Raw genomic sequence first — 16,005 nt, 5'->3', positions numbered from 1 at the left:
CGATGAGCCAGCAGGTGATGGGTGTGTTCGGCATGGGCGTGATGGGCCGCAGCCTGGCGCTGAACATCGAAAGCCGCGGCCATGCGGTCTCGGTCTACGACCACGATCCCGCCTTCACCGACCAGGCCATGGCGGCGCACCCGGATCGCCGGCTGGTGCCGTTCCACGAACTGCCCGCCTTCATCGCCTCGCTGGAACGCCCGCGGCGCATCCTGCTGATGATCAAGGCCGGCCCGCCGGTCGATGCCATGCTGGAGGCGATGAAGCCGCTGCTGGAGCCGGGCGACATCGTGATCGACGGCGGCAACAGCTACTACCGCGACACCATCCGCCGCGAGCAGGCGATGCAGGCGGCCGGCCTGAACTTCATCGGCTGCGGCATTTCCGGCGGCGAGGAAGGCGCGCTGCACGGGCCCTCGATCATGCCCGGCGGTCCGCGCGAGGCCTACGCCAAGGTCGAGCCGATCCTCACCGAGATCGCCGCGCGCGCCCCCGACGGTACACCCTGCGTGGCCTGGATGGGCCCCAACGGCGCCGGCCACTACGTGAAGATGGTGCACAACGGCATCGAGTACGGCGACATGCAACTGATCGCCGAGAGCTACGCCGTGCTGCGCCACGTGCTGGGCCTGTCCAACGCCGAACTGGCGCAGGTCTATGCGGACTGGAACCAGGGCGAGCTCGACAGCTACCTGATCGGGATCACCTCGCACATCTTCACCCGCAAGGATCCGGACAGCGGCAACGACCTGGTCGACATGATCCTCGACCGTGCCGGCCAGAAGGGCACCGGCCAGTGGACCTGCCAGGACGCGCTGGAGATGCGCGTGCCGCTGCCGCTGATCACCGAGGCGGTGTTCGCGCGCGGACTCTCCGCGCAGAAGGACGAGCGCGTCGCCGCCAGCCGCGTACTCGAGGGCCCGACCGCCGCCTTCGCCGGCGATCGCGCGGCCTTCGCCGAAGCGGTGCGCCGCGCGTTGTACCTGGGCAAGCTGATCTCCTACGCGCAGGGCTTCGCGCAACTGCGCGCCGCCTCGCAGGTGCACGACTGGGACCTGGACTACGCCACCATCGCCAGCATCTTCCGCGCCGGCTGCATCATCCGCGCGGGCTTCCTGGAGCGGATCATGGAGGCCTACACGCGCGACCCGGGACTGACCAACCTGATGCTCGACCCCTACTTCGCCGACGTCGCCGGCCGCTACCAGCAGGCCCTGCGCGACGTGGTCGCCACGGCGGTGACCTGCGGCGTGGCCACGCCCTGCCTGTCCTCGGCCATCGCCTGGTTCGACGGCTACCGCAGCGAACACCTGCCGGCCAACCTGCTGCAGGCGCAGCGGGATTATTTCGGCGCGCACACGTTCGAGCGGGTCGACCGGCCGGGCACTTTCCACGTCGAATGGGAAGGTTGAGGCCGCTCGTTCATGCCTGAACTGCCCGAGGTCGAAACCACCCGCCGCGGCATCGCTCCTTACGTCGAAGGCCGCCGCGTCGACGCGGTGATCCTGCGTCGCCCCGACCTGCGCTGGCCGATCCCGCGCGAAGTGGGCGAGCTGCTGCCGGGCCAGCGCATCGACGCGGTCGAGCGCCGCGCCAAGTACCTGCTGCTGCACACCCGCGCCGGCAGCGCGCTGATGCACCTGGGGATGAGCGGCATGCTGCGCGTGCTGCCGCCGGATGCACCGCTGGGCGCGCACGACCACGTCGACATCGCGCTGGCCGCCGAAGCCAACCGCCCCGCCCGCGTGTTGCGCTTCACCGACCCGCGCCGTTTCGGCTGCCTGCTCTGGCAACCGCCGGGCGAAACCCACGAACTGCTTGCCGCGCTCGGCCCTGAGCCGCTCACCGACGCCTTCGACGGCGACCTGCTGTGGCGTCTCTCGCGTGGCCGCAGCGCCGCGGTGAAGCTGTTCCTGATGGACAACACAGTGGTGGTCGGCGTGGGCAACATCTACGCCAGCGAAGCGCTGTTCGCCGCCGGGATCGACCCGCGCCGTGCCGCCGGCAAGGTCTCGCGCGAGCGCTATGCGCGGCTCGCCACGGAGATCAAGCGCATCCTCGCCTGGGCGATCGAGCGCGGCGGCACCACGCTGCGCGACTTCCTCAACCCGGACGGCGCGCCGGGCTACTTCTTCCGCGAGCTCAACGTCTACGGCCGCGCCGGCGAACCGTGCCGGGTGTGCGGCGCGCCGATCCGCCAGGTCACGCTCGGCCAGCGCTCGACCTTCTGGTGTCCGCGCTGCCAGCGCTGAACCGTAGGGTGGGCTTCAGCCCGCCCTACACTGGCCAGTCGAACGCGATGTGGGTGTTGTTGAAGCGCGGGTCATCGAGGCTGCCGCCCACATGGGCGACCAGCTCGCCGGGCACGCCCTCGACTCCCAGCGGCTGGCCATCGACGAAGCGCGCGCCCAGTGCCGCCAGCTCGACCAGCCGCTCGCACAACTGGCCGGCCCGGTCGGCCTGGCCATCCGGCACGCGGCGGAAGCTCAGGTCCGGCCGGCCGAACTTGCGCAGGCCGCGCGTGTGCACGTGCGAGCGGCCTTCCTCGTCGTCCTCGTTGCGCAGGATCAGCACGTGGTTGCGCGGCGGCGCGCCGCCAGCCACCAGGTAGTGCCGGCGCCACGCATCGGCGTCGAACAGGGTCAGGATCTGCGGATCGAGGATCGCGCTGCCGCCCACGTCCAGCAGGCCGGCAAGCACGCCGAGCGTGTCGCGCAGGTAGTCGAGGCTGTCGCGATCGGCAAGTTCGCCGCGCACCACCAGCACGTCGGGCGCGGCGCGCGCCCGGTCGAAGGCCTCCGGCGCATCCTCTTTCAGCAGCTCGCCCAGCGCACCCTTGAGCGGATAACCCTCCCAGCCGCGCAGCGCGTTGTGCGCGAAGCGCTGCAGTTCGATGCCCTCGGGCAGGCCGCGGCTGGCATAGCGCGCGGCCGGGATCGCCAGGTCGTCGGCGAAGCGGCCGAAGACGTAGAAGTACAGCACGATGGTTTCGTCGCTCGGCTGCCAGTACGGGCGGGGCCAGGCTTCCGGGGTGGCGGTCATGCAGGCGTCCTTGGGATGCGATTGGAAAGCGCCAAGCCGCGCCGTTTCCCGGCACCGGCCGGAACAACGTCAGCGCTTGTCGTCGAGCGGCAGCACGCTCTGCTGCAATTCGATGCGGCCGCGGCCTTCGGTGATGTGCTTGAACTCGGCGCGGCTCACCGAGACATAGCGGTCGTTGCCGCCGATCTCAACCTGCGGGCCTTCGGTCACCGCGCGGCTCTGTTCGTCCACGCGCACCACCATGGTCGCCTTGCGGCCGGTGTGGCAGATGGTCTTGATCTCTTCCAGGTTGTCCGCCCAGGCCAGCAGGTAGCGGCTGCCCTCGAACAGCTCGCCGCGGAAGTCGGTGCGCAGGCCATAGGCCAGCACCGGGATGTTGAGCCGGTCGACCACGTCGGACAGTTGCCAGACCTGCGCCTTGGAAAGGAACTGCGCCTCGTCGACGAACACGCAGTGCAGAGCACCGCGGTCGGCGATGTCCTGCTCCACCAGGGCGAGCAGGTCCTCGCCGGCGCCAAAGCGGCGCGCGTTGGCCTTCAATCCGATGCGCGAGGCGACCACGCCCTCGCCGTAGCGGTTGTCCAGCGCCGGCGTCAGGATCAGCGTGCGCATGCCGCGCTCGTGGTAGTTGTACGCGCTCTGCAGCAGCGTGGTGGTCTTGCCGGCATTCATTGCCGAGTAATAGAAGTAGAACTTGGCCATGAGGCGGCGAGGCCGGTCAGCGGAAACGGCGCATTGTAGGGTGCGCGCCTAGTCCGCGCGCGCCTGCGCCAGACGGTAGCGATGGCCGGCCCACCATTGGCGCAGGTTGCGCAGCACCATCACGCCGTAGACCAGCTTGAACAGACGCAGCCGGCGCAGCACCGGCGGCGGGTCGTAGAGGTCGCCGGCGAGCATCGAGATCACGCCCTGCTCCAGCTGCCAGGTGTTGCGTGGCGAGGCGAACATGCTGCGCATCACCGGTTCGTTGAAGCGGTGGATGAAGAAGGCGAATCGCGCCATGCCATCGCGCAGGCGCTTCTCCAGCGCACGCTGCAGCGCCGCCTCGCGCGCGGGCTCGCGCAGCGCGCCGTCGATCACCTCGACCGCGCGCTCGGCCGCATCCATCGCCAGGAACACGCCGGAGGAGAACACCGGGTCGAGGAAGGCGAATGCATCGCCGACGAGAATCCAGCCGGGCCCCGCCATCTCCTTGGCGTCGTAGGAATAGTTGCCGGCCGCGCGCACCTCGTCGATCAGCTCGGCGCCCTCCAGCCGCTGCCACAGCGCCGCATTCTGCCGGAGCGTGTCGAGCAGGAATTCGCGCGTGTCGCCGCGACGGCGCTTCAGGTACTCCGGCCAGCACACCGCGCCCACGCTCATGCTGCCGTCGGGCAGCGGGATCATCCACATCCAGCCGTGCTCGAAGCGGTAGATGCTGACGTTGCCGGCGTCCTCGCCCGGGCGGCGTGCGGCGTTGCGAAAACGGCTGAACAGCGCTGCGCTCTGGTGCTGGCGATTCCTGCGCTTGAGCTTCTTCCTGGTCGACAGGAACGCGTCGCGGCCGCTGGCATCGACCAGGTAGCGCGCCTCGATGGCGTGGCGCGTGCCGTCGTCGGTCATCACCACGAGGCGCGTCTGCCGCGGCCCGAGCTGCTCAATGGACACCACCTGCTGCCCCTCGCGCGCGTCGGCACCGCATGCGCGCGCGTGCTCGTAGAGCATCTTGTCGAAATCCTGCCGCCACACCTGGTAGCTGTGCGGCGGGCTGTCGCCGAGCGCGCGGGCGAACGAATAGACGTTGTAGCCGCGCTCGTTGGCCGCCTCGAAATCGGCGCCGGCCTTGAACACGCCCATCGCGTGCACCTTGTCCAGCACGCCCAGGCGCTCGAGCACCGGCAGGTTCATCGGCAGCAGCGATTCGCCTATGTGGAAACGCGGATGGCGCTCCTTTTCCAGCGCGATCACCTTGTATCCGCGCCGCGCCAGCAAGGCCGCCGCGGTGCTGCCGGCCGGACCGCCGCCGATCACCGCCACGTCGCATTGCTCGATTGCCGCCTGCTGCTCCATCCGTCCACCCCCGGCGTTGCCACCGGCCGATTATGGCCGATGCGCCGCAGGGCGAAAGGGGGCGCTCTGCTACCATCGGCCTCCGTCTGAACCGCCCCCCGCTCCATGCTCAATCCGCAACAACTGGCCGCCGTCGAACACTGCGACAGCCCGCTGCTGGTGCTGGCCGGCGCCGGTTCCGGCAAGACCAGCGTGATCACCCAGAAGATCGCCCATCTGATCCAGCGGCGAAAGCTCGCCGCGTCGAAGATCGCCGCGATCACCTTCACCAACAAGGCCGCCCGCGAGATGCGCGAGCGCGTGGGCAAGCTGGTCAGCAGCGAGGACGCCGCGGCGCTGACCGTCTGCACCTTCCACGCGCTGGGTCTTAAGTTCCTGCAGGTCGAGCACGCACGCGCCCGGCTGCGCCGTGGTTTCTCGGTGCTGGACGCGGACGACAGCGAGGGCATCGTCAAGGAGCTGGCGCCCAAGGGCGTCAAGCCGGACGTGCTGTTCGGCATCCGCAACCTGTTGAGCCGCGCCAAGAACGCCGGCCTCTCGCCGGAGGAGGCGCTGGCCGCCGCGCGCGCGCCGCGCGAGCTCGAGGCGGCGACGATCTACCAGATGTACCAGCAGCGCCTGGCCGCCTTCAACGCGGTGGACTTCGACGACCTGATCCGCCTGCCGCTGCGCATCCTGGAGTCGGACGAGGAGTGCCGCGACGCCTGGCGCGATCGCCTGCGCTACCTGTTGGTGGACGAATACCAGGACACCAACGACGCGCAGTACCGGCTGCTTAAAAGCCTGGCCGGCGAGCGCGGCCGCATCACCTGCGTGGGCGACGACGACCAGTCGATCTACGCCTGGCGCGGCGCCAATCCGGAGAACATCGACCAGCTCGGCCGCGACTGGCCGAACCTGCGCGTGATCAAGCTGGAGCAGAACTACCGTTGCGGCAAGCGCATCCTGCGCGCGGCCAACCAGCTGATCGCCAACAACCCGCACCTGCACGAGAAGAAGCTCTGGAGCGAGCACCCCGAAGGCGCGCCGATCCGCGTGCTCGAGTGCAAGGAGGCCGAGCACGAGGCCGAGAAAGTGGCCGCCATCGCCACCACGCTTGCCGAGAAGCACAAGGCGCGCTGGCACGACATCGCCATCCTCTACCGCGGCAACTTCCAGGCGCGTCCGCTGGAGAAGGCGTTGCGGCTGGCGCGCATTCCCTACCACCTCACCGGCGCCTTGAGTTTTCTCGACCGCGCCGAGGTGAAGGACCTGCTCTGCTACCTGCGCCTGCTGACCAACCCCAGCGACGACGCGGCGTTCCTGCGCGTGGTCAACGTGCCCAAACGCGAGGTCGGCGCCACCACGCTGGAGAAGCTCGGCCAGCTCGCCCAGTCGAAGCATTGCTCGCTGCTGGAAGCAACCCGCAGCGATGTCGTCCTGCGCCAGCTCACGCCCCGCCCGGCCGCCGCGCTGGCCGGCTTCGCCGAGCTGCTCGACGAACTGCGCAGCGTCTCGCTGCACGAGAGCGCGGCCGACCTGGTCGAGCGCATCCTCAAGCGCACCGGCTACGCCGCGCACCTGGCCGCCAGCACGCCCGACGCGAGCTTGCGCGACCGCCGCCTGGCCAACCTGCAGGAACTGTGCGACTGGTTCCGCGCCATGCAGAAGGGCAACAGCGCCGGCGACCTGGCCGCGCAACTCGCCCTGCTCAGCCACGCCGACCGCGACGAACCCGGCAACGCCGTACGTATGATGACCCTGCACGCGGCCAAGGGCCTGGAGTTCCGCTTCGTCTTCATCGTCGGCTGCGAGGAAGGCACGCTGCCGCACGAGGGCGCCATCGACGAGGGGCGCATCGACGAGGAGCGGCGCCTGATGTACGTGGGCATCACCCGCGCCAAGGAACTGCTCACGTTGTCCTGGTCGGCGCGCACCAAGCGCTACGGCGAGGTGCACAGCAACCAGCCCAGCCGCTTCCTGCACGAGCTGCCGCAGGCCGACCTGCACTGGCAGGGCAAGGACCCGGAAGCGGACAAGGAAGTGGTGCGCGAGACGGCCGAGTCGCACATGGCGAAGATCAAGGCGATGCTCGCCGGCGGTTGACGCCGGCGACCGGCGGCGTCAGCGCCAGCCGTTGACGAAGGCGGTGATGACGATGGCGTTGGTGAAGTCGATCAGGAACGCGCCGACGATCGGCGCGACCAGGAAGGCGCGCGGCGCCGGGCCATAGCGCTCGGTCAGCGAACCCATCACCGCCACGGCATTGGCCGTGGTGCCCAGCATGAAGCCGGCGAAACCACCGGCCATCACCGCCGCGTCGTAGTCGCGCCCCATCAGCCGCAGCAGCGGCCAGGCGCAGAAGCCCGCCACCAGCACGGTCTGCACGGCCAGCCCGGCCAGCAGCGGCAGCGCCAGCCCGGCCAGGTCCCACAGGTGCAGGTTCATCAGCGCGACCACCAGGAACAGCGAGAGCGAGGCGTTGCCCACGATCTCGATGGTGCGCGCCGACAGGCCGAACCAGCCGCTGCGGTCGTCGACGTTGCGGATCAGCGCGCCCACCAGCATGGCGCCGATGTAGCTGGGCAGGGTCACGCCCAGCGCGCCGATGCCGTCGCTGATCCATGCACCCAGGCCCATCGCCAGCAGCACGAGCACGAAGCTGCGCAGCCCGGCGAAGGCCTGCGCCTCGGCGCTGCCGGCGCCCGCCGCTGCGACCGTCGCCGGTGGCGTATCAGCCGCCGTATCCGGCGTGTGCGGCGCGCGCAACCGGTAGCGTTCGATCAGCAGCGTGGCCAGCGGTGCGCCGATTACCGAACCGCAGATGATGCCGGCCATCGCATTGGCCAGCGCCACGCTCGGCGCGCCGTGCACGCCGGCCTCGGTGAACAGCGGCGCGAAGGCCAACCCGGTAGCCGGACCGCCGGTGAGGGTGACCGAACCGGTGAGCACGCCGAACAACGGCGGCAGCCCGAACACTTTGGCCAGGGCCACGCCGACCACGTTCTGCACCACCGCGAGCACGGTGGCGAGGACGAGGAACAGCACGATCTGGCGCCCGCCCACCTTGAGCAGGCTCGCGCTGGCGTTGAAACCGATGCTGGTGAAGAAGGCGATCATCAGCGGCTGCTGCAGCGCGATGTCGAACGCGACCGGATGCACGCCCCACTGGCGGCAGGCGAGCATCGCCAGCGCCACCAGCAGACCGCCGATCACCGGCGCCGGGATGCTGAAGCGGCCGAGCAGCGGCACCCGCCGGCGGATCGCGTAGCCGGCGAGCAGAAACACGCCGCCGCAGGCCACCGTCTGGACCGCGTCGAGCGTCAGCATGCGGGCGCGCGCGCAGGCATGCTCATCCGCCCCAGAAGGCCGGCGCCGGCGGCTGCAGCAGGCCGTCGCGCAGGCGGACGCCGCCGGGATAGTCGTGCTGCAGCCAGAACGGGCCGTCCAGGTCGACGAACTCGGCCTCCCGCGCGATCTCCAGCGCCGGCGTGATGCCCAGCGACGAACACACCATGCAACCCACCATGATCCGGAACCCGTCGGCGCGCGCGGCGCGCAGCAGGCGCCAGGCTTCGGTCAGGCCGCCGGTCTTGTCAAGCTTGATGTTGATCGCCTGGTAGCGCTCGCGCAGGCGCGGCAGGTCCTGCGTCACGTGGCAGGCCTCGTCGGCGCAGATCGGCACGCGGCTGGCGAAGCCGACCAGGTCATCGTCGGCGCCGGCCGGCAGCGGCTGCTCCAGCAGGTCCACCCGCGCGCGCTCGAGCGCCGGCTGCATGTCGCGCAGCAGGGCGATGTCCCAGCTCTCGTTGGGGTCGACGATCAGGCGCGCGTCCGGCGCGGCCTGGCGCACCGCATCGATGCGCGCCGCCGGCTGCTCCGCGTCGACCTTGATCTTGATCAGTCCGCTGCCGAGACGCGCAGCCGCCTCACCCATGCGCTGCGGCGTGTCGATCCCGAGGGTGATCGCGCTGACCAGGGTGGCATGCGGCGGGCGCGCCAGCCGTGCCCACACTGGCACCGCGCTGAGCTGCGATTCCAGGTCCCACAGCGCCGCGTCCAGCGCGTTGCGCGCGGCGCCGGGCGGCAGCCGCAACTGCAGCTCGTCGCGGCCCATGCCGGCGGCGAGTTCGGCGCGCAGCGCCTGCATCTGTTCGAGCACCGAGTCGACCGATTCGCCGTAGCGCGCGTAGGGCACCGCCTCGCCGCGCCCGGTTTTGTCGCCCTGGCGCAATTCCACCGTCACCACCTCGGCCACGTGCTTGACGCCGCGCGAGATGCGGAACGGGGCCACCAGCGGAAAACTGCGTTGGAAGACGCTCAGTTCGCGAAGCATGCGAGCAGCTTGTCCACGATGGATTCCACGCCCATGCGCACCGGGTCCTCGCACGGCAGGCCGAGTTCGTCGCCGATGCGCCGGCACAGCGCCACGGCCTCGGCCTCCGGCATGCCGGAGGTGTTGAGCGCGACGCCGACCGCCCTGACCGCCGGATTGGTCAGCCGCGCGGCGGCCAGGTTGGCCTCCAGGCACGCCTTCGGGTCCGGTATCGGGTAGCCGGGCAGGCCGCGCACGTGGCGGCGGGTGGGTTCGTGGCACAGCACCAGGGCGTCGGGCTGCGCGCCGTGCAGCAGGCCGAGCGAGACGCCCGCATAGGAGGGATGGAACAGCGAGCCCTGCCCTTCGATGAGGTCCCAGCCGCCGTCGTCGCGGGCGGGCGAGATCCATTCCACCGCGCCGGAGATGAAGTCGGCGACCACCGCGTCGACCGGCGCGCCGGCATTGGCGATGAAGATGCCGGTCTGGCCGGTCGCGCGGAAGTCCGCCGCGCAGCCGCGCCTTCGCATCGCGCGCTCCAGCGCGAGCGTGGTGTACATCTTGCCGACCGAACAATCGGTGCCGACGGTGAGCAGGCGCCGGCCGGCGCGCGGGCGGCCGTTGCCGACCGGGATGCCCGGCGCCGGGTCGCGCGCGTCGAACAGCGCGCGGCCGTTGCGTCGCGCGGCCGCCACGATGTCCGGATGGCTGCGCAGCTTCTGGTGCAGTCCGGCCGCCACGTTGAGGCCGGCGTCCAGCGCGGCGATCGCGTCGGCGACGATCTCCGCCGCCATCGTGCCGCCGGCGTTGGCGGTGCCGATCAGCATGGTGTCGGCGCCGTGCGCCCTGGCCTCGGCCATGCCCATGTCGGGCAGGCCCAGGGTGGTCTTGCAGTCAGGATGGCGGTACTGGCCCACGCACCATTCCGGGCGCCAGTAGGCCACGCCCCTGGCCGTCTTGATCGCCAGTTCGTCGGCCGGATTGCCCAGGTACAGCAGGTAGGGCGGGCCCCAGTGGCCGGACGCCGCCGCATCGGCAGGGAGGGACATGCAGGATGACTCCATATGGCGGCCGCGCCGCCGGGCAGGATCGGGGAGCCGCGCCGGCAGCCACGGGGTCGCCGGCGGGGGTGTTTCGGTGTCGGCGGGTCGTCTGTGACGGCCCGCGGGATGGTCAGTGGATGGTCTCGACCTTGCCCAGGCCGCTGGGGTTGCGCGGGTCGCTGGCGGCGGTCTTGGTGCCGGTCTTTTTGTCCCAGACCACCACGTTCATGTTGCCCCAGCTGTCGTCCTGGTTGAGCTCGTAGCCCATCGCCTTCAGCTTGGCCAGCACGTCCGCGGGGATGTCGCTGCCCTTCTCGATGTCGATGCGGTCGGGCATGAACTGGTGGTGGATGCGCTTCTGCGCGGTGATCTCGCTGGCGCTCTTGCCGTCGATGAAGGCGAGGATGGCGCCGAACACCTGGGTGATGATGGTCGAGCCGCCGGGCGAGCCGATCACGGCGAGGCGGTCCTTGCCGATGACGAAGCTCGGCGTCATCGAGGAGAGCATCCGCTTGCCGCCGACCGGCGCGTTGGCCGAGCCGCCGAGCAGGCCGAAGGCATTGGGCTTGCCGGGAACCAGCGCGAAGTCGTCCATCTCGTTGTTGAGCAGGATGCCGGTGCCGCCGGCGACGAAGCTGGAGCCCAGCGTGGTGTTGACCGTGGCGGTCATCGAAACCATGTTGCCGTCGGCGTCGACGATCGAGTAGTGCGTGGTGTGCATGCCCGGCGGGTTCACGCTCACCGACGGCAGCCAGGCGGACTTGGTGGCCTGCTCGGGCAGGATGCTCTGGCGCAGGCCGTCGGCGTAGTACGGCGAGAGCAGCATGTCCATCGGGATCTTCACGAAGTCCGGGTCGCCCAGGTATTCGTTGTGGTCGCGGAAGGCGCGGCGCATCGCCTCGACCAGCCAGTGGATGCGGTGTGCCTGGTCAAGCCTGGAGAGGTCGACCGGCGCCAGGATGTTGAGCATCTCGGCCACCGCCACGCCGCCGGAAGACGGCGGCGGCGCCGTCACCACCTTGTAGCCGGCGTAGTCCAGCGTGATCGGCGTGCGTTCCCTGGCGCGGTAGCTCGCCAGATCCTGCAGCGTCCAGGTGCCGCCGGCGGCGTGCACCGCGCGCACCAGCTCCCTCGCCACCGCGCCCTTGTAGAAGCCGTCCGCGCCTTTCGCCGCCAGCGCCTGCAGCGTGCGTGCCTGGTTCGGATCGCGGAACAGGCCGTCGGCCGTCGGCAGCTTGCCGTCCGGCATGAACTTGGCGGACGAGGCCGGCCAGCGGCGCAGCACTTCGGCCTTGTGCCCGATCGAGCGAACCAGCGCGCCGCTGGGATGGAAGCCCTGCTCGGCGATCCGGATCGCCGGCTGCAGCGCCACCGACAGCGGCAGCTTGCCGTACTTGCCGGACATGTAGGCCACGCCCGCGGGGAAGCCGGGGATGCCGGCGGCGAGCGGGCCGTTGAGCGAGGTGTCGCGGTTGGGCGTGCCGTCGGGCTTGAGGTAGTCCTTCGAGTCGACCGCTTGCGGCGCCATCTCGCGCGCGTCGATGAAAGTGTCCTTGCCGGTGGCCGCGTCGTGGATCAACGCGAGGAAGCCGCCGCCCATGCCGGAGGCTTCCGGCTGCACCACCGACAATGTGGTGCCCACGGCGATCGCCGCGTCGACCGCGTTGCCGCCGCGGGCGAGCGTCTCGAAGCCGGCCTGGGTGGCCAGCGCGTTGGCGCTGGCGATCGCGGCGGTGCGCTGGCGGACCGCGTCCTGCGCGCTGGCGAGCGAGCCCGATGCCAGCAGCGCCACCGCGAGCAGCGCGCCGCACCACCGCGGGATGCCGTTGCGGGAAGTGGGCGGCGCAGGGAGCCGCAGAGCGCGTGGATCGATCATGCTTTCGTCCTCCGGGGAGTGGGCGGGAGCTTAGCCAGCGGCAGCGGCGGGCCACCAATGAAAAGACCGGCGCGATGCATAACCGGCGGTTGTGCCCGCGCCGGCCGGCTTACCAGTGGTAGGTGACCTTGCCGTACACGAAGGCGCCCTGGAAACCGAACGGCGAGCTCGACGAATACGGGAACACGCCGTTCTGGTCGCTATCCTCGCGCGTCCGGGCAGGGTAGGTGTCGAACACGTTGTCGCCGCCGACGGTGAAGGTCCAGTTGTCGCGGTCGTAGCTCAGCGCCAGGTCGAACAGCCACTTGTGCGGGTACACCTGGTCGTCCAGGTAGCTGGTGGAGCCGTAGCTGGTGATGCGGCCGTAGCGGGTGGCGCTGCCGGTCAGCGTCCAGTGGCCGTTGTTGTAGGTCTCGGTGAGGATCACCTTGCTGCGCGGCGCGGTGTCGGCCAGCAGGCCCTTGGTGGCGCTGCGGTTGAGGCGCACGAAGATCGCTCCGAGCGCGTCGAGCACCGGCGGGTTGGGCCGGATGTCGGTGACCTTGTTCTTGTTGTAGGTGGCGGCCAGCGTGGAGGTGAGCGAGGCGCCGCCGGCGAAGTCGTTGCGGAAGCTGGAGACCACGTCCACGCCCTGGCTGCGCACGTCGCCGGCGTTGGTGAAGTAGGCGATGCCGCTGTACTGCAGGTTGGTGATGCCGTTGGCGGCCAGGTAGTCGCGCACTGCGGGGGTCGAGGTGGAGATCGAACTGGACAGCGCGATGCGGTTGCGCACCGTGATCTGGTACAGGTCCACGCTCAGGTTGAACGCGTCGTTCGGGTTCCACACCATGCCGAAGGTGTAGTTGCGCGACTTCTCCGGCTTGAGCGGTTCGCTGCCGAGCAGTTGCGCGATCGGGTTGTCCACCGGCACCAGGCCGCGCAGGTAGATGCCAGGCGGCAGGCCCAGCGAGTTGCCGGCGCCGAACGAGGCCGAAGTGGTTTCCGAGTAATGCTGCTGGCCCAGGGTGGGCGCGCGGAAGCCGGTCGAGGCGCTGCCGCGCAGCGCGAAGGTGTCGGTGAAGTCGTAGCGCAGCGACAGCGCGCCGGAGGTGGTGGTGCCGAAGTCGGAGTAGTCCTCGTGGCGGCCCGCCAGCGAGGCGCCGAGCTTGTCGGTGAGATTGGTCTCCAGCTGCACGTACTCGGCCAGGTCGTGCCGCGCCACCGACATCGCATCCTGCGGGCCCCAGCCGGCGAAGCCCTGGGCGCCACCGCGCACGCCCGAGTCGCCCACGTAGTACGAACCCAGCTCGCCCGCCTCGACCTTGTAGGCCTGGCGCAGCCATTGCGTGCCGAAGGAGACGGTCACCGGGTTGGGCAGCCAGCCGACCGCCATCTCCTTGGAGATGTCGACGTCGAAGGTCTGCTGCGTGGCGGTCAGCGTGCCGTCGTGGAAGCCGGTCGGGCTGCTGCCGAAATCGTTCAGCATCGCGTAGTTGGTGGTGTTGAGCGTGCTGTAGAAGACGCGGTTGCCACCGTAGTTGCCGCTGATGTCCCAGTGCCAGCCGCCGGCCTCGCCGCGCAGGCCGGCCACCAGCGAGCGGTCGATCGAGACGCCGTGCTCCTTGGGCAGGAAGCCGTCCGGGTAGACCAGCCCGATCAGGTCGTTGTTCGGGCTCGGCGTATTGGTGCCGTAGCGGAAGAAGCCGCGCGGCTCGCCGACGCGGCGCCCGTAGTGGCCGAAGGCGTAGAACTGCACGCTCGGCGTGAGGTTGTACTCGGTGTTGAGCAGCACGTTCTGGTTCTTGAACGACACCACGCCGTACTGGAACTTCCTTCCCAGCTCGGTGAAGCCGGGGCGGCGATCCACGCCCGCGCGGTTGGTCGGGCTCTGGTTGCTCTTTTCCACCGCCAGCCGCATCCAGCCCCTGTCGCCGCCGAGTGGGAAGCCGAAGCTGCTCGAGCCCTGCCACTGGCGACCGTCGCCGGCGGTGTACTCGCCGCCGCTCAGTTGCACCTGGCCGTGCTCGGCGTCCTTCTTCAGGATGATGTTGATCACGCCGGCCAGCGCGTCGGAGCCGTACTGCGCCGAGGCGCCATCGCGCAGCACCTCGACGTGGTCGATGGCCGACATCGGGATCGTGTTGAGGTCGATGCCCTGCGAGCCCTGGCCGATCTGGCCGAGGCTGAGCAGCAACGCGCCGGAGTGCCAGCGCTTGCCGTTGACCAGCACCAGCACCTGGTCCGGCGACAGACCGCGCAACTGGAACGGACGCTGGAACGCGAAGGTGTCCGAGGCGGGCGCGAACGGGAAGTTGAGCGAAGGTACCGAGCGCGCCAGCGCCTGCGGCAGGTCGATCGTGCCGGTCTGCTTGAGCACGTCGGCGGAAATCACGTCGATCGGCGTCAGCGAGGAGCTTTCCGTGCGGTTGCCGGCGCGGGTGCCGGTCACCACCACGGTCTGCAGATTCTTCGCCTTCGGCTTCGCCTGCGTGCCGGCGTCGGACGTGGCGGACGGCTGGGCGTCCTGCGCCGAAGCGGCGGTGGAGAGTGCGAGGAGTACCGCGGTAGCCAGCAATGCAGGTGCGATCCGGCCGAGACGCTTGCTCATGAACGTTCCCCCGAACAGTTGACCCCAGAAGACGCCGCCGGCCGGAATGGTCACGTGCCTTGCAGCGATGGACGGGTGCGTGCCCCGGACCCGAGGATAGGCACGGCCGCGCGCGTGCCACCAATGAAAAGACGGGCACGTTGCATAACCCCAAGTTGTGGCTGCCGCGCCTGGCGGCGCCGGGGAAAACGCAGACTCAGGCCGGCGCCAGCACCTGCTCGGCGAGCTGGCGCACCTGGTCCAGGAAGTGGCGCTGCACGGGGTTCAGCGGGCTGTCCAGCCGGTAGACCGCGTACAGCACGATCTCCACCTGCAGCTTCAACGGCCGCTTCTGCACCGTCCTGGCGGCCTCCAGCGACGCGGTGAACGGATCGACCAGCGCCAGCCCCTCGCCCTGCGCGGCGAGCGCCAGCGCGAGCTGGTAGGTCTGCACCCACACCGAGGTGCGCGGCGGCGGTTCCACCTGGCTGAGGTGGCCCTGCAGCAGGCGGCCCAGCGCATCCTGCACGGCGATGCCGATCATCGGCTGGCCGGCCAGCTCGGCCACCGGCAGCGGCAACGACAGTTCGTGCTCCGGCCACCAGCCCGGCGGCGCGATCACCATCACGCGTCCGCGGCACAGCGCTTCCTGGCGCAGGCCCGGATGGCAGGCCTCCTGCAGCGTGAGGCCCAGGTCGGTCTCGTGCAGCATCAGCGACTGGCACATCTGCGCCGAGTGCTGGGTGAACAGTTCCGTGGTGGTGCCGGGGAAAGCCTTGCGCAGCGAGGTGATCGCATCGGGCACCAGCGCCTGCGCCAGCGTCGGCGTGCAGGTCACCCGCAGCGGATGGCTGGCCGAGCGGCCGATGTTCGCGGTCAGGCGCTGCAGGTCGTCGAGGTCCTGCACGATCTTCTCGACGCGGTGGCGCAATAGCCGCGCCTCCGGCGTCAACTGCAACCGCCCGCGCACGCGGTTGAACAGCGCGAAGCCGAGCTGGTGCTCGGCATGCTGCAACGCCTTGCTGGCCGCCGGCTGCGAGATGTTGAGCAGGTCCGCCGCACCGGTCAGGCTGCCGGTGGTGAGCACGGCATGGAACAGTTCGATGTGGCGCAGACGCATCGCGGACCCACCCCT

12 protein-coding genes are annotated in these 16,005 nt (G+C 70.0%); 3 read left to right on the top strand and 9 right to left on the bottom strand.

Translation table 11 applies throughout. The annotated features are described in order from the left end of the window. The first annotated feature begins 2 nt into the window (after positions 1–2). Complete coding sequence (gndA, locus tag AAIL17_RS06265; RefSeq protein ID WP_424681968.1) at positions 3–1,412, top strand: NADP-dependent phosphogluconate dehydrogenase; 1,410 nt, start codon at positions 3–5, stop codon at positions 1,410–1,412. 12 nt (positions 1,413–1,424) lie between these two features. Continuing rightward, positions 1,425–2,252, top strand: coding sequence for a bifunctional DNA-formamidopyrimidine glycosylase/DNA-(apurinic or apyrimidinic site) lyase (mutM, locus tag AAIL17_RS06260; RefSeq protein ID WP_424681967.1), 828 nt, complete (start codon positions 1,425–1,427; stop codon positions 2,250–2,252). Positions 2,253–2,277: 25 nt separating this feature from the next. Here the strand turns inward: mutM and AAIL17_RS06255 are convergent, their stop codons facing one another. The 3 genes from AAIL17_RS06255 to AAIL17_RS06245 all read right to left on the bottom strand — a co-directional run bounded on the left by AAIL17_RS06255 (position 2,278) and on the right by AAIL17_RS06245 (position 5,091). Next, the gene (locus tag AAIL17_RS06255) at positions 2,278–3,042 is read right to left on the bottom strand and encodes a hypothetical protein (protein ID WP_424681966.1); all 765 of its coding nucleotides are present in this window, start codon (positions 3,040–3,042) and stop codon (positions 2,278–2,280) included. 69 nt (positions 3,043–3,111) lie between these two features. Then, entirely contained in the window at positions 3,112–3,744 is a 633-nt protein-coding gene (locus AAIL17_RS06250) for a thymidine kinase (protein ID WP_424681965.1), read from the bottom strand. Positions 3,745–3,792: 48 nt separating this feature from the next. Next, a complete protein-coding gene (locus AAIL17_RS06245; protein WP_424681964.1) occupies positions 3,793–5,091 on the bottom strand; it encodes an NAD(P)/FAD-dependent oxidoreductase in 1,299 nt (432 codons plus the stop codon). Positions 5,092–5,196: 105 nt separating this feature from the next. Here AAIL17_RS06245 and AAIL17_RS06240 point away from each other — a divergent pair, with 105 nt between their 5' ends. After that, the gene (locus tag AAIL17_RS06240; protein ID WP_424681963.1) at positions 5,197–7,176 is read left to right on the top strand and encodes a UvrD-helicase domain-containing protein; all 1,980 of its coding nucleotides are present in this window, start codon (positions 5,197–5,199) and stop codon (positions 7,174–7,176) included. Between the two features lie 18 nt (positions 7,177–7,194). Here AAIL17_RS06240 and gltS read toward each other — a convergent pair whose 3' ends face one another. The 6 genes from gltS to AAIL17_RS06210 all read right to left on the bottom strand — a co-directional run bounded on the left by gltS (position 7,195) and on the right by AAIL17_RS06210 (position 15,990). Continuing rightward, positions 7,195–8,400: a sodium/glutamate symporter gene (gene gltS, locus AAIL17_RS06235; RefSeq protein ID WP_424681962.1), complete on the bottom strand. Its 1,206-nt coding sequence runs from the start codon at positions 8,398–8,400 to the stop codon at positions 7,195–7,197. Between the two features lie 22 nt (positions 8,401–8,422). Beyond that, a complete protein-coding gene (gene dgcA, locus AAIL17_RS06230; RefSeq protein ID WP_424681961.1) occupies positions 8,423–9,406 on the bottom strand; it encodes an N-acetyl-D-Glu racemase DgcA in 984 nt (327 codons plus the stop codon). Continuing rightward, positions 9,391–10,434: an N-acetyltransferase DgcN gene (gene dgcN / locus AAIL17_RS06225; RefSeq protein WP_424681960.1), complete on the bottom strand. Its 1,044-nt coding sequence runs from the start codon at positions 10,432–10,434 to the stop codon at positions 9,391–9,393. The genes dgcA and dgcN overlap by 16 nt, the downstream gene beginning before the upstream one ends. A 124-nt stretch (positions 10,435–10,558) precedes the next feature. Next, positions 10,559–12,304 carry a gamma-glutamyltransferase gene (ggt, locus tag AAIL17_RS06220; RefSeq protein ID WP_424681959.1) on the bottom strand — a complete coding sequence of 582 codons (1,746 nt, stop codon included), beginning with the start codon at positions 12,302–12,304 and terminating at the stop codon, positions 10,559–10,561. Between the two features lie 109 nt (positions 12,305–12,413). Next, positions 12,414–14,891, bottom strand: coding sequence for a TonB-dependent receptor plug domain-containing protein (locus AAIL17_RS06215; protein ID WP_424681958.1), 2,478 nt, complete (start codon positions 14,889–14,891; stop codon positions 12,414–12,416). A gap of 196 nt (positions 14,892–15,087) precedes the next feature. After that, positions 15,088–15,990 carry a LysR family transcriptional regulator gene (locus tag AAIL17_RS06210; protein WP_424681957.1) on the bottom strand — a complete coding sequence of 301 codons (903 nt, stop codon included), beginning with the start codon at positions 15,988–15,990 and terminating at the stop codon, positions 15,088–15,090. Positions 15,991–16,005: the final 15 nt, after the last annotated feature.

The organism is Frateuria sp. YIM B11624 (assembly GCF_049727805.1).
Classification (GTDB): Bacteria; Pseudomonadota; Gammaproteobacteria; order Xanthomonadales; family Rhodanobacteraceae; genus Frateuria_A.
Note: the sequence above shows the minus strand (reverse complement) of the source record. Positions and strands in the feature narration are given on the sequence as shown.